This is a genomic window from Bacillus sp. iso_77 (assembly GCF_056173625.1).
In genome coordinates this window covers 944,449-958,142 of sequence record NZ_CM149683.1, presented here as the reverse complement: position 1 = coordinate 958,142, position 13,694 = coordinate 944,449, and the positions used below count along the sequence as shown (strand labels likewise).

The window sequence follows — 13,694 nt, the reverse complement described above, 5'->3', positions numbered from 1 at the left end:
ATTCTCAAAAAAGAGGCTAAATACCTAAAAAAACCTTGAGCTTATTTTTCGCTCAAGGTCATTTCATTTACTAACAGCGGCTCTTTTATATCAAGCCCTGTGCGTGTATTTTCTTTTTCAGATGATGTGACGCCTTTTTTCAGGTCGATCTTTTTCACATAGCGTCCATCCATCTCCAAGACCTTCATCCGAATATCATCAAGATAAATGGATTGTCCTTCTCGGATATCAATGTTCTCATTTAAGATTAGCCCGCCTATCGTATCAATTTCTTCATCATGATATGACATTTCGATCAAATCTTGAACTTCCTCTAATCTCACTTTTCCATCTAATATATAATGATGCTCCGCTCTCTTTTGAATGACAGGCTGCTCATCTTCATCGAATTCATCTCGAATGTCTCCAACAATCTCTTCTAAAATATCCTCCGTTGTGACAAGTCCAGATGTCCCGCCATATTCATCCGTTAAAATCGCCATATGCATTCGATCGCGCTGCATCTTGACGAGAAGCTCTTGAATTGGAATCGTGTCAATCACTTCAATCACTGGATAAATATAATCTTGAAGCTTCAGTTGATCTTTTTCTCCTAGATACACAATATCTGCAAAGAGCTGCTTTTTGTTGAGCATGCCAATGACATGGTCTTTATCCCCTGAAAACACGGGGAAACGTGTGTACTTTTCCTTTGTCATGATCGCCAGTATTTCGTCTAACGGCATATCTTCTGGAATTGCACAAATTTCTCTTCGCGGTATCATAATTTCTCTTGCGATTCGATTATCAAAATCGAATATCTTGTTCATATAATTATACTCTGATGAGTTGATTTCCCCATTTTTTAAGCTTTCAGATAATAAAATCTTTAATTCCTCTTCGGAATGGGAATGTTCTTTTTCAGACCCCATATCGATACCCATCATTTTCGTTAGCACACGGGCTGACCCGTTCAACACATAAATGAAAGGGTACATAAGGATATAAAATGCATGCAGCGGTCCTGACAGCCAAAGCGTCATTTTTTCTGCCTTTTGTATGGCAAGTGTTTTTGGTGCAAGCTCGCCAACAACTACATGCAAAAAGGTAATAATAGAGAACGCAAGTGTTGCTGAGATCAGGCTGATTGCTGAATCAGGAATGTTTGTCAAACCAAAACCTCGAACTAAAAGTTCTTTTACTGCCGGTTTACCGATCCACCCTAAACCAAGGGATGTCACTGTAATACCGAGCTGACAGGCTGACAAATATTCATCTAGCCTTGATGTCACCTTTTTCGCCATGATAGCCTTTTTGGACCCTTCGGCAACAAGCTGATTAATTCTTGAACTTCTCACCTTTACAATGGCAAATTCAGATGCAACAAAGAAAGCTGTTAAAGCAATCAAAACTCCGACTATACTCAGATTAACAATATCGTCCATTTAACCTTGCTCTTTCTTAGAAGAACAAGGAGTCACCTCCTGATTGATGATGTTGTCTTTTGCAAAACGGTTAACTGATTAAATAAGACTACTTTGAGGGCCCCACTTAACCACCTCCGGTTCACGTAAAATCCGTCTCTCTACATATATATGAAACGGTATTCATTTTATCTTACCATAAATAATCTGAAAATTCCTGTATCGCTACAGTATTTTAGAGATGACAACCTAAATTGATGGAAATGCCCTTTGTTTCTTCATATTGGCAGGAAATCTGAACAATTATCTTGTATTTCAGACTCGAATTATATTAAACTATTTTCATAAACTATAACGTGACGGTTAGGAGGAGATGTTCAGATGGGGCTGAGAAAAAGTATCGTATTGGTGAACTAGCACAGATTGCACAGGTGACGAAACGAACTGTAGATTATTATACGAATCTAGGGTTGCTTGCGCCTGTTAGATCTTGCTCTAATTATCGTTATTACGATGAACATGCTTTAAAACGATTACAATTAATCGTTCTTTGCAAACAGCAGAGATTGGCTCTTTCTGACATCAAATCCAGATTAGATGAACAATTCCCTTCTCAAAAGGAAGAACATGACGAACTTGTCCATTTAACCTCTGATATCGATCGGATGAATGAGCATATGGACCGCATTTTGGCACGTTGTAAGCAGCTTCAGCCAGAACAACGTGAAAAACTAAAAGAGCAGCTTACTCCTGAAAAAATGACGGCTGTCCAATCATTTTTACTGCTGTTAAGTTAAAATTTTTACTAAACAGGAGGTGTTACCTTCGTTCTCAAAGTCAGAACGAAGGCCTTAATTGGACATAGTTAATTTACTTATAGTTGCTTTACTTATAGCTTTAACCGCATTTTTCGTTGCATCAGAGTTTGCGATCATTCGCTTAAGAAGCTCAAGAATTGATCAGTTAATCGCAGAAGGTAATAAAACAGCAGTTGCTGTCAAGCATGTCACGACTCACCTTGATGAGTATCTGTCGGCCTGTCAGCTCGGTATTACCATTACCGCCCTTGGGATTGGTTGGTTAGGGGAAGAAACGATTGCGCATATGCTTGCTCCACTATTTGTAGAGCTGTCGATTCCTCAATCAGCCAGTCATATTGTCACTTTTATTATTGCGTTTAGTATTATGACGTTTTTACACGTCGTGGTTGGAGAGCTTGCACCGAAAACACTCGCCATTCAAAAGGCTGAGCAAGTGTCCCTTCTATTTGCTAGACCGCTTATGATTTTTTACAAAGTGATGTTCCCTTTTATCTGGGTATTAAATGGATCTGCTCGTTTGTTAACAAAAGCGTTCGGTCTTCAGCAAGTTTCTGAGCATGACATGGCGCACTCTGAAGAAGAATTGCGGATTATTTTATCTGAGAGCTATAAGAGCGGCGAGATTAACCAGTCTGAATTCAAATATGTGAATAAAATTTTTGAATTTGATGACCGTCTGGCGAAAGAAATTATGATTCCTCGTACCGAAGTTGTCAGCTTCCCTCATGATATTACCATTGAGGAAATGCTGAAAGTGACCAAGGTCGAGAAATATACACGTTATCCAATTGAAGATGGCGATAAAGACAACATCATCGGTGTTGTGAATATTAAAGAAGTACTCACTGCATGTATTAGTGGTGAATGTTCCACAAGTGATACGATCGAACATTTTGTAAACCCGATTATTCATGTAATTGAAACAGTTCCTGTTCATGATCTACTGCTTAAAATGCAGCGTGAGCGTGTACACATGGCCATTTTATCAGATGAATATGGCGGTACAGCAGGACTTGTAACAGTTGAAGACATCCTTGAAGAAATCGTCGGTGAAATTCGTGATGAATTCGATATTGATGAAATCAACGAAGTGCGTAAACTGGGAGAAGACCACTATATCTTTGATGGAAAGGTCCTTGTAGATCAAGTTAACCTGCTACTAGGTATTCAGCTTGATAACGAAGAAGTCGACACAATCGGCGGCTGGTTCCTTACACAAAAATATGAAGTCGAGAAAAATGACGCGATTCGTGAACAAGGCTATGAATTTATCATTAATGAAGTCGATGGACACCATGTGGCATACATCGAAGTCAAAAAACTAAACGAACAACTATTAGAAGCAGCTGAAGAAGGCGCTTCTTAAGAAAAAAACGACCCTTGCCTTAGCAAGTGGTCGTTTTCTTTATCCCTTTTCGATTAACTTAGCTTCAAGTTCTTTGATTCTTGTGTTTAATACTTCTGTCATCGCACCTAATCTTTCTTTTGGCGGCAGATGATCAAATTCAGACAGCTCAATCGGTTCACCAATGATTAAGCGCATTTTCCCCTTCTTAAAAAGGCTTTTTGCATTAGAAGGTCCTTTGTACGCTGCTGGAACGATTGGTGATTTGCCGAGCTGCGCAATCGTAACGGCCCCTCTTTTTAAAGGAACATCTTCCGTTGTACGTGTGCCGCTTGGAAAAATCCCCACAATCTTTCCCTCTTTTAATAATTTAATGGGCGTTTTAATACTGCTTGGCCCAGGATTCTCTCGATCAACTGGAAAAGCATGAATCTTCTTTAAAAATCCGCCGATCCATTTATTTGCAAACAATTCTTTTTTCGCCATATAGTGGATCTCAAACGGAAGAATTCCTGCGCCTAATGCAAGAACATCCACAAAACCCTCATGCGTACAAGCAATGACAAACCCCCGGTCTGTTGGCAGATTCTCTTTTTGATATACTTTGATTCCGCCTCGGAGAGCAAAAAATGCTTTGACGGTATAGCCTGAAAATTTATACATAGTGCACTTCCTTTGTTTGAAGAATGAAGGATTTGTATCTATTATAACAAATTTTTTATTACCTGGTACTAAAAATTTTCTCCTGCTGATAAAATAGAGACGGTTCACTAAAATCATCTTTTCACTTAAGATGACCGCTCCTTCTGTATTCAAGCATGTGTTTTTAGGAGAGAATAGAGGAAGAAATGTGTCCAAAATTGTCGTTTTTTGAGTTTTTTTCCTGATTTGTTCTATTGAAAACACTTTATAAATGATGCAAATTTCGCTATGATAAGGAGAAATGATTTTGATTCGGTGAAAGAGAAGAGTAATGTACGGCCTATGAGAAGTTTCGTGCAACTTTATGCCTTTCTTATGCGTGTATAACATAGAGGGGAGAAAAATCAGTGACGATCGATGAAATTTATCAAATGTATATGAACGATGTTTACAGGTTTCTGCTCTCCATGACAAAAGACAAACATTTGGCAGAGGACTTATTGCAGGAAACCTTTATGCGTGCTTATATACATATTCATTCCTACGACCATAGCAAAGTGAAACCTTGGTTATTTCAGGTGGCACGAAATGCTTTTATTGATTATGTCAGGAAACATAAAAAAGAAGTGACCATATCGGATGATCTCATTGGCGGCCTTTTACAAACGTCTGTACAAAGTCCTGCTGAACAGATTGAAATAAAAGAAGTTCTCAACATGTATTTGGAGCAGCTTCCAGATAACTACAAGGAAGCGTTGACATTGTATTATTTAAAAGAACTGAATTACAAAGAAGCATCCAAGGTCATGAATATTACTGAAGCAAATTTTAAAAGTGTTTTATTTCGTGCAAGGCAGCGCCTAAAAGCACTATATAACAGAGGTGTTAATGATGAATGAAGAGTTTAATAAGCGATGGGAACAATATAATAATGGCGAGATGAATGAAGAAGAAATGATGGCGTTTGAAGAAGAGCTCGAAGAAAATGAAAAACGCTTAAGCCAAGAACTGAATGACTCAGATTGGACAGACTTCTCCATCAGTCCTGAAAAACAAAAAGCCATTTTACAATACGGAAAAAGAAAGTCCTATTTACGTATTTCTGTGCTTGCTGTCATATCTACACTGATTATTTTACCGCTTTGTACACTAGGTAGTTATCTATACTACGGCGTTGGCGGAGCAGACAGTAAAGGCAATCATTTTATGGAAACGGCCGCTGTAACAGTCGCCCTAACAAAACCGAATGTCGCCATTGATATGAAGGATTTAAAAGGGCAAGTCAAACTGTTTGGTATGAACACAGAACTTAAGCTACAAAAACAAATTGGCAATAAAACAGAAGCCATCGGCAGTGAACAAATCGAAATGTTTTTCGATAAATTAAAGCAGCCTACGATCTCTTATTATGGAGACAGCGCACGTAATACGGAGGATTTCTTTACGCACCCTTCGTCTCAGGCAGATACATCTAAAAAACAAACACTCACTACTCTAGACAAGCTACCTGAAGGAACAGTGAGTGAAGTGTATGTATCCTATGACAAAGCATACACACCGAAAGACGTGTATTCATTTGCTAAAAAATATGATATGAAAGTGCTTTGGAATGCGATAAAAACAGAAGATTCATTAAGTGGAAATCAGCGTCCAATCGGTTTTCCCGGGAAAGACTCTGAATTTTTAAAAGAGCTTCAGCACACATCAAAAACAGAGGTTGATCAGTTCAAAGATGCCCTCGCTTATGTCAACCAGCATCCAACCTGGGCAAAAACGATCTCTGGCAGACCTGAACTTGACCTCTCTAACCGAATACGCTACATCAATCAAAATGGTGTCAAGGTTTACGGTTCTGTTGTCACAGGTCCTTCTAAAGAAATAGAGAAATTTGTGAAGACAAAACGCATTAAAACGGCCAAAGTGAGCGAGGTGGAATTATGGAATTGGTAAGAATTTTTAAAGAGCATAATGTGTTTGGCTGGATTTCGGTCGGCACCGCTATTTTATCGCTGCTCATGCTGAACCTCGCCATTATTAGCAATGTGACATTTTATTCGTTTCAAATGCTTCCTTTTGCAATGGCCGCAGTTCCATTCGGTGTGATTGAACTGTTCATTAAAAAAGGCCGCACTGGACCAGGTTTCCTAGGCGTCGTTCTGAATATTTTTGTCATCGTTTGTGTCTATGCGATCGTCTCCATTGATGTCGATCTTCAATTAGGTTTTTAATACTAAAAAGCCAGTCATACTTGACTGGCTTTTTCTGTACACTCTTATTTTTTGTTTAATTCGGAGTGCTTTCTTGAATATAAGAAATAGACAACAAGTCCAATGGCAAGCCAGATTAAGAAACGAACAAATGTGATGGTGCCAAGCTTATAAATGAGCAGTCCGCAAGATAGAATAGCCAAGATTGGAATGAGCGGCACTGCGGGGCATCTGAATGCTCTCGGTAAATCAGGCTGTGTTTTTCTCATGACAATGACAGCAACTGAAATCAAAATGAAAGCTGAAAGTGTTCCGATGTTCACTAGACTTGCCAACTCATCAAGCGGAATGAATCCACCCATTAATGCTGACAATGTCCCAAAGAAAAGAGTATTGATATAAGGTGTTTTATGTTTTGGATGAACCTTTGAAAGAACCTTTGGTACCAAGCCATCACGAGACATGGCAAACATGACACGTGTTTGGCCGTACAGCATGACAAGCATGACCGTGGTCATCCCTAAAATCGCCCCAACATCTACAATACCCGCCACCCAATTTTGACCGGCTACTTGTAAAACAAGAGACACTGGATGGGATACTCCCTCAAAGTTCATAAATGGAACAATGCCTGTCATGATGGCACTGACTACCACATACAACATGGTACAAATCAATAAGGAAGTGATGATTCCTCTTGGCAAGTTGCGGGATGGATTTTTTGTTTCCTCTGCCGCAGAAGCAACTGCATCAAATCCGATAAATGCAAAGAATACGAGAGCTGCTGCACTTAACACGCCTGAAGTTCCAAAAGGAACGAATGGTGTCCAGTTTTCAGGTTTTACATATTTCACAGCGACTAAAATAAAGAGCAGAATCACCGCAATTTTCATAATGACCATGATGTTGTTGACTCGTTTTGATTCTTTAATACCGAAGTACAGCAAGAAGGTGATGATCATTAAAATAATAAATGCAGGAAGATTAAAATATGTCACTTGACCCTTTAAACCACCTGGTGCTGCTGTTAATTCAACCGGTATATGAATCCCTATCCCATTTAAAAACGACACAAAGTAGCCTGACCAGCCTGCTGAAACGGCACTAGCGGCTAGCATATATTCTAATATCAAATCCCAGCCAATGATAAACGCTAAAAATTCTCCCATAGATGCGTACGTAAATGTATACACAGAACCTGATACTGGCACTGTGGATGCGAATTCCGCATATGACAATGCCGCAAATAAACAAGCAAGGCCCGCAATTACAAATGATAAAACAAGTCCTGGACCTGCTGTGACGGCGCCTGTACCTGTCAGAACAAATATCCCTGTTCCGATAATCGCCCCAATGCCAAGCATCGTTAAATCAAATGATCCTAATTCCTTTCTTAACGCTTTTTCTCCTTGTGTTGCCGCAATTAGCTCTGAAATGCTCTTCTTTCTAAACAACGAATTGCTCATACCATCACTCCCAAAACTTAGTATCCGTCTAAAGACGCCACCACTTCGTAATTCACTTTATTTTCTGAATATTTAGATTTAATTTAGCGCAATAAATTGGTGGCGTAAAATTATTATATATGAAAATTAAAAAATGAAAACACTTTTTTTAAAAATAGAGTGAAAATTCTTATTTATCAACAAAATACTTGTCAATATTCATGGTAGATTTTCTTCAATCTTTATTCAAATCATAGCTTGGCCTCTTCTATTTATTATACAACATACAAAATTATACTTTTTTGATATAATTTTTATAAAGTGAAAATAAAATTATTCTTTTGATAACTTGTCTTCACTTTTGCTTATTTAAAAGCCTTTAGACTCATAGAGAGCTATGATAAAGGACTGTTTTAGCTGCGCAAACGATATACAAAAAAAGAGACTGCCTAGTAAGCAGTCTCTTAAGATCCATTATTAATTTACAAATGTCTTTGCGCCAAGGTAAATTGGCTTCCAATAGCTTGAAGTCATATCGCTGATCGTCACACCATCAGAAGCAGCGTGGATAAACTTGTTGTTCCCAAGGTAGACACCCATGTGAGATGGGCCAGATTTATAGGTTGTAAAGAAGACAAAATCTCCAACTTTAGGTGTTGAGACGCTTTTCATTGATCCCCAAAAACCTTCAGTTGTTTGTCTTGAAATCTTTGTTTGTTTGTTAATGATATACCACATAAAACCGCTGCAATCAAAGCCTTTCGGTGTCGTTCCACCCCATTTATATGGTGTACCGTTTTGTGCTTTCGCATCTGCTACGAGTTTAGACGTATTTAAAGAAGAAGTAGCAACTGTTTTTTCTTTGACAGGTGTTGGTTTCACTTTGGACGTCTTTTTCACTTTCAGCTTTTGTCCAATTTTAATCAGATCTGTTTTGAGTTTATTTAACGATTTCAGCTCTTTCACTGTCATTCCATATTTTTTGCCGATTTTAGATAAAGTATCACCTTTGACAACTTTATGAGTGGCTGTCGTTGAAGACGCTTTTACTTTTGTTGTTGTTTTTGATGTTTTCGTTACCTTTTTTGAAGAAGTACCATTCACTTTTAAGGTTTGTCCAACATAAATCGTGTTAGATTTCAGTTTATTGTCTGATTTAATCTTACTCACGGTTGTTTTGTATTTTTTCGCTAGAACAGAAAGAGAGTCACCTTTTTGAACCTTTACTGATTGTGCTGAGGCAGCTCCGGCAAATAATGTCGTCCCAAGTAGAACTGCACTTGCAGCTGTGATCAATTGTTTTTTCATTTGTTCCTCCTGTATGTATCTATCGTGATCCGAATTTTTATCTACTTTCTATTATAAGGATCGAATACCAGAAGAAATAGTCTTGACTTCCTACGACATTATGCTTATTAATTCGGCAAAAAATATTTTTTTTTAGGGTTCTTTTTATTTCATTTTTATTACACAATCGTGACAAAACAAATGCATCTTGTCATAGATAAATCATACATTCATTTCTCTTTTTGGTTCATTCTATGTAAAGTGGACCTTTACAATTTTAAAGTGAACTTTACGGTGCTGTCATTTGGAATCCACACTTCTGTTCTACCATTGTAAACGTGAGAGCGATACATAAACAATGAGGAGGCAAAATGAATGAGTGTGTTGAAAAGCTCGAAAACGAAAATAGCTGCAATCGCAGCCGCATCAGTGTTATCGATTGGTATTTTTTCAGGAATTGAATTTGGACAGGCTGACAAAGCTGAGGCTAAAAAGAAACCAAAAAATGACGTACAAAATGTGATCGTGCTCATTGGAGATGGCATGGGAACACCTTACCTTTCAACTTACCGCTCATTTAAACACAACGGTGATCTTTCCAAGCAAACAGCGTTTGACCCTTACCTCACTGGCATGCATAAAACATACCCTGATGATTCTAAAAGTAACATTACTGATTCAGCAGCAGCTGGGACAGCCATGGCAACTGGTCAAAAGACATACAACAACGCCATTGGTGTAAACAAAAATGGCAAAAAACTAAAAACAGTATTAGAAGAAGCAAAACGCAAAGGAAAGTCTACTGGTCTCGTCGTCACATCTGAATTAACCAATGCGACACCTGCTGCGTATGCCGCCCACGATGTTTCTAGAAAAAACACAGCAGCCATTGCTGATGATTTCTTCGATGAGAAAATTGGCAAACAGCATACAGTCGATGTCATGCTTGGCGGAGGACTGATCGATTTTGTCCGCAAAGATCGTGATTTGACGAAAGAATTTCAAAAAGCAGGTTATCGTTACGTAACCAATAAAGCGGACTTACAAAAAAACAAACAGCAAAAATTGTTAGGCATTTTTGCTGACGGTGGTCTCGATAAAGCAATTGATCGTGATAAAACGACCCCTTCATTGCAAGACATGACATCCTCAGCCATCAAACAGCTGTCTAAAAACAAAAAAGGATTTTTCCTCATGGTTGAAGGCAGTCAAATTGACTGGGCTGGACATGACCACGATATTGTCAGTGCAATGAGTGAGATGAAAGATTTTGAAAAAGCATTTGAAGAAGCCATTCGTTTCGCAAAAAAGGATAAAAATACGTTAGTCATCACGACAGCAGATCATTCAACTGGCGGCCTTTCCTTCGGGGCAGACGGCTCGGGCAGCTGGGATTATCAGCCTGTCAAAGCAGCAAAAAAGACACCTGATTTCATTGCAAACAAAATTGTTGGGGGTATGACGGTCGAGACTGCGCTCAAACAATACATCGACCTTGATTTCACAAAAGAGGAAATCGCCTCTATTCAAAAGGCAGCTGAAACAAAAGATCCTGTTCAAATTGATGATGCCATCGAAAAGGTCATCAATACGAGGTCTCATACAGGCTGGACCACATCGGGTCATACAGGGGATGAAGTACCATTTTATGCTTATGGACCAACAAGCGAACAGCTAAAAGGGCTTATGGAAAATACAGATCAAGCGAAACACATTTTCAAACTGCTGAAAAACCAATAAAGTGCTAATCACAAAAAAAGATGTCTAGTCGTAGACATCTTTTTTGATCATTAAGTGAGATACTTCCTATGAACCCCTTTTCCATCGTATGAAAACATCACTTCTTTTCCTTCAAGAACTGACTCGATGTGCACACTTCTTCCCCATAGCTGATACAAATATGGAAGCACCTTTTCTAAGTATTTGAGATCAAGCTCAATGCCTTCATACCAATGTTTAATATAGAGTTCGTTGTTTTTTAAATAGTCGCCATCGATGACTGTCAAATACGGAAAGCCGCCATTGACCCTCATACTGACTAGCTGATCACGGACTGCCTTCCATTCTTTATCAATGACTTTATAGTCTCTCCCCTGCTTTTGAAACAAGTACAAATCTTCCCTCATCACAAGGTCTTTCGTTAAGTAATTTCGAATAAAAGAAATGTCTGATTCAATTTCCCGCACTTCAAACATTTTGCTGCGACCCGACCCTTCCGTCACTCCTGCTTTTTTTAATTCCTCGCATGGATGATCGTAGCGCTCTTCAATATCTTCAAAAATCTTCAGCCCTAAATAGTAAGGATTGATTCCTGTCTTAGATGGCTGCACGACACCTGCATTTAATTTGGCAAATTCAATCGATTCACTTGAATCTAAATCAAGTTCACGCATAATCCGCTGGTGCCAATACGATGCCCAGCCTTCATTCATGATTTTCGTTTCTAGTTGTGGCCAAAAATAGAGCATTTCCTCTCTCAGCATCGTCAGCACATCCCGCTGCCAAGGCTCTAGCTCCCGGGAGTGTGCCTCGATAAAGAGCAAAATATCTTTTTCTGGCTTTGGGGGGAATTGCTTGATCGTTTTCTTTTTCTCACGTGTTTTCGGTTCATCCATTCCCCACAAATCATCATATGGCGTTTGACGTTTTGGTTTGTCCTCTTCATATTCATCTTCATCGTCGAGATTCCAGCTTAATTTTGAACGAACAAGCGACGGATCAATATGCTCCTGCAATGCCAATACAGCATCTAAAAAGGACTCGACTTCTTTTGTACCGTGGATATGTTCATATTCTTTAATTCGCTCTGCTGCCGCTGACATACTTTCCACCATATCTCGTTTTGTGTTTTGGAAACGGCAGTTGTTTTTAAAGAAATCGCAGTGTGCCAGGACATGAGCCACAATTAGTTTATTTTGAACAAGCGAATTGTTATCAAGGAGAAAGGCATAGCAAGGATTTGAATTAATCACCAGCTCATAAATTTTGCTTAATCCTAAATCATAATGAAGCTTCATTTTGTGAAATTGCTTTCCAAAGCTCCAGTGGCTAAATCGTGTTGGCATGCCATATGCACCAAATGTATAAATAATCTCCGCGGGACAGATTTCATACCTCATCGGATAAAAATCCAGACCAAATCCTTCTGCAATTTCTGTAATTTCATCAATCGCTCTTTGTAAAAGACGCTTTTCAGATACGCTCAAGGAAACCATCCCTCCTCATCGGACTTATCCCTACTATATGAGCGTATCTAATAAAACATGATGTTCAGCCAGTTGTTTAGACGACTTCCATCTCTTTCATGGACTGCCCGCCGAACGCTTCAAAATGGATATTCTCTTCCGGAATGTCCAACGCTTTTAAAATAAGGATCATCTCTTGAGTAAATACTGGGGAACCGCAAACATAAAATTGCCCTTTTCCTTCACCAATGACTGATTGAAGGAAAGGTCGGTCAATCCGCGTAGCCACCTTCTCAACCATCTCACTCTTTACACTCTTTTCAAATTGTTCGTTACAAAGGATAATACGCCCCTCTGGAGATGAAGTGAGAACGTGTTCAAACTCTTGTTCAAAAGCAGTTACATCCTCTAGTCTGTCTGCATGAATCATCGTGAATGGCTGATTGTTATGCGACGCTGTTTTCACTAAACCAATCATTGGTGTGACACCAGAACCAGCACTAATCAAATAAACGGGTTCTTTTGTATCATCTTGCAAACAGAACATTCCCTGCGGCATACTCACGTGAAGAACATCGCCTTCTCTCATTTCATCATGCAGGAATGTGGAGACATGCCCATCTCGTTTCACGGTGATGCGATAGTAAGATGGGTGATATTGATCTGATAAACTGTATTGTCTGCTACATACATAGGCTTCACCCGGCATATCTACCTGCACCGTAATGTATTGACCAGCTTCATACATTGGTAGCTCAGATTCATCCTCTGGTACTAAATAAAAGGAAATGAGTGATGGAGATTCTGGTTTCTTTTTCTTCACAATAAACGGTTTGACATCTGCCCATCCACCAGTTTGTTTCACATTTTCAGCCATCATTTCTGCCTCAATGGTGATGAATATATTCGCAATGATGTCATATGCAGCCTTCCAAGCCAACAATGTGTCATCTTCCTCTGATAACCCAAATACCTCTTTCATTGCTTCAAGAAGGTGATATCCGACGATTGGGTACTGCTCTTTTTTCACCATGACACTGACATGCTTATGGGCAATTTGTTTCACAGCAGGAAGCAAGTCTGCCAAGCGGTCAATGTGCAGTGCAGCTTGATAGAGTGTTGCGGCAAGCGCCTCTGGCTGGCTTCCATTCATGAGATTTGTTTTATTAAACTGATTGAGTAGCTCTGGATGCTGTCTAATCATATTTTGATAAAAAACTGTCACAAGTTTTGTTCCCTCAGCTTTTAGAAGAGGGGCTGATTGTTTAATGGCATTCATTTGATCTGTGGATAACATCGTTATTCCTTCTTTCAAAAGATGTATTTTAAATACATCTTTATCGTAATGGAAGACAACGT

General features: G+C 39.0%; 12 protein-coding genes. 6 read left to right on the top strand and 6 right to left on the bottom strand.

Annotated features, from left to right (window positions below):
* Positions 1–41 precede the first annotated feature (41 nt).
* The gene (locus tag AC0VYC_RS04795; RefSeq protein ID WP_025207018.1) at positions 42–1,424 is read right to left on the bottom strand and encodes a hemolysin family protein; all 1,383 of its coding nucleotides are present in this window, start codon (positions 1,422–1,424) and stop codon (positions 42–44) included.
* Between the two features lie 335 nt (positions 1,425–1,759).
* Here AC0VYC_RS04795 and AC0VYC_RS04790 point away from each other — a divergent pair, with 335 nt between their 5' ends.
* Both AC0VYC_RS04790 and AC0VYC_RS04785 read left to right on the top strand, forming a co-directional pair.
* Positions 1,760–2,200 (top strand): MerR family transcriptional regulator, encoded by a 441-nt coding sequence (locus AC0VYC_RS04790; protein ID WP_076821966.1) that lies wholly within the window; start codon positions 1,760–1,762, stop codon positions 2,198–2,200.
* 58 nt (positions 2,201–2,258) lie between these two features.
* Positions 2,259–3,590, top strand: coding sequence for a hemolysin family protein (locus tag AC0VYC_RS04785; RefSeq protein WP_007497105.1), 1,332 nt, complete (start codon positions 2,259–2,261; stop codon positions 3,588–3,590).
* Positions 3,591–3,629: 39 nt separating this feature from the next.
* Here the strand turns inward: AC0VYC_RS04785 and AC0VYC_RS04780 are convergent, their stop codons facing one another.
* Positions 3,630–4,232, bottom strand: coding sequence for a lysophospholipid acyltransferase family protein (locus AC0VYC_RS04780; RefSeq protein ID WP_017360344.1), 603 nt, complete (start codon positions 4,230–4,232; stop codon positions 3,630–3,632).
* Between the two features lie 386 nt (positions 4,233–4,618).
* Here AC0VYC_RS04780 and AC0VYC_RS04775 point away from each other — a divergent pair, with 386 nt between their 5' ends.
* Genes AC0VYC_RS04775 through AC0VYC_RS04765 form a run of 3 tightly spaced genes read left to right on the top strand, consistent with a single transcriptional unit; the run spans position 4,619 to position 6,439 of the window.
* The gene (locus tag AC0VYC_RS04775; protein WP_008348979.1) at positions 4,619–5,110 is read left to right on the top strand and encodes a sigma-70 family RNA polymerase sigma factor; all 492 of its coding nucleotides are present in this window, start codon (positions 4,619–4,621) and stop codon (positions 5,108–5,110) included.
* A complete protein-coding gene (locus AC0VYC_RS04770; protein ID WP_008348982.1) occupies positions 5,103–6,161 on the top strand; it encodes an anti-sigma factor in 1,059 nt (352 codons plus the stop codon). Before AC0VYC_RS04775 ends, AC0VYC_RS04770 begins: the two co-directional genes overlap by 8 nt.
* Positions 6,149–6,439 carry a hypothetical protein gene (locus AC0VYC_RS04765; RefSeq protein WP_008348984.1) on the top strand — a complete coding sequence of 97 codons (291 nt, stop codon included), beginning with the start codon at positions 6,149–6,151 and terminating at the stop codon, positions 6,437–6,439. Before AC0VYC_RS04770 ends, AC0VYC_RS04765 begins: the two co-directional genes overlap by 13 nt.
* A 44-nt stretch (positions 6,440–6,483) precedes the next feature.
* Here the strand turns inward: AC0VYC_RS04765 and AC0VYC_RS04760 are convergent, their stop codons facing one another.
* Positions 6,484–7,884 carry an amino acid permease gene (locus tag AC0VYC_RS04760; RefSeq protein WP_024719963.1) on the bottom strand — a complete coding sequence of 467 codons (1,401 nt, stop codon included), beginning with the start codon at positions 7,882–7,884 and terminating at the stop codon, positions 6,484–6,486.
* Between the two features lie 456 nt (positions 7,885–8,340).
* The gene (locus AC0VYC_RS04755; protein ID WP_007497097.1) at positions 8,341–9,171 is read right to left on the bottom strand and encodes a C40 family peptidase; all 831 of its coding nucleotides are present in this window, start codon (positions 9,169–9,171) and stop codon (positions 8,341–8,343) included.
* A gap of 354 nt (positions 9,172–9,525) precedes the next feature.
* On the opposite strand from AC0VYC_RS04755, the gene AC0VYC_RS04750 reads away from it, so the two are divergent.
* Positions 9,526–10,890 (top strand): alkaline phosphatase, encoded by a 1,365-nt coding sequence (locus AC0VYC_RS04750; RefSeq protein WP_041507529.1) that lies wholly within the window; start codon positions 9,526–9,528, stop codon positions 10,888–10,890.
* A 50-nt stretch (positions 10,891–10,940) separates the two neighbouring features.
* Here the strand turns inward: AC0VYC_RS04750 and AC0VYC_RS04745 are convergent, their stop codons facing one another.
* Positions 10,941–12,365, bottom strand: a complete 1,425-nt coding sequence (locus AC0VYC_RS04745; RefSeq protein ID WP_007497093.1) for a SpoVR family protein — start codon at positions 12,363–12,365, stop codon at positions 10,941–10,943.
* 67 nt (positions 12,366–12,432) lie between these two features.
* Positions 12,433–13,632: a globin domain-containing protein gene (locus AC0VYC_RS04740; protein ID WP_335350247.1), complete on the bottom strand. Its 1,200-nt coding sequence runs from the start codon at positions 13,630–13,632 to the stop codon at positions 12,433–12,435.
* Between the last annotated feature and the right edge of the window lie 62 nt (positions 13,633–13,694).

What these genes read in the sequence shown, in the direction of transcription:
- AC0VYC_RS04795 (WP_025207018.1), bottom strand. Translation starts at nt 1,424, where the DNA reads ATGGACGATATTGTTAATCTGAGTATAGTCGGAGTTTTGATTGCTTTA.
- AC0VYC_RS04780 (WP_017360344.1), bottom strand. Translation starts at nt 4,232, where the DNA reads ATGTATAAATTTTCAGGCTATACCGTCAAAGCATTTTTTGCTCTCCGA.
- AC0VYC_RS04770 (WP_008348982.1), top strand. Translation starts at nt 5,103, where the DNA reads ATGAATGAAGAGTTTAATAAGCGATGGGAACAATATAATAATGGCGAG.
- AC0VYC_RS04765 (WP_008348984.1), top strand. Translation starts at nt 6,149, where the DNA reads ATGGAATTGGTAAGAATTTTTAAAGAGCATAATGTGTTTGGCTGGATT.
- AC0VYC_RS04760 (WP_024719963.1), bottom strand. Translation starts at nt 7,884, where the DNA reads ATGAGCAATTCGTTGTTTAGAAAGAAGAGCATTTCAGAGCTAATTGCG.
- AC0VYC_RS04755 (WP_007497097.1), bottom strand. Translation starts at nt 9,171, where the DNA reads ATGAAAAAACAATTGATCACAGCTGCAAGTGCAGTTCTACTTGGGACG.
- AC0VYC_RS04750 (WP_041507529.1), top strand. Translation starts at nt 9,526, where the DNA reads ATGAGTGTGTTGAAAAGCTCGAAAACGAAAATAGCTGCAATCGCAGCC.
- AC0VYC_RS04745 (WP_007497093.1), bottom strand. Translation starts at nt 12,365, where the DNA reads ATGGTTTCCTTGAGCGTATCTGAAAAGCGTCTTTTACAAAGAGCGATT.
- AC0VYC_RS04740 (WP_335350247.1), bottom strand. Translation starts at nt 13,632, where the DNA reads ATGTTATCCACAGATCAAATGAATGCCATTAAACAATCAGCCCCTCTT.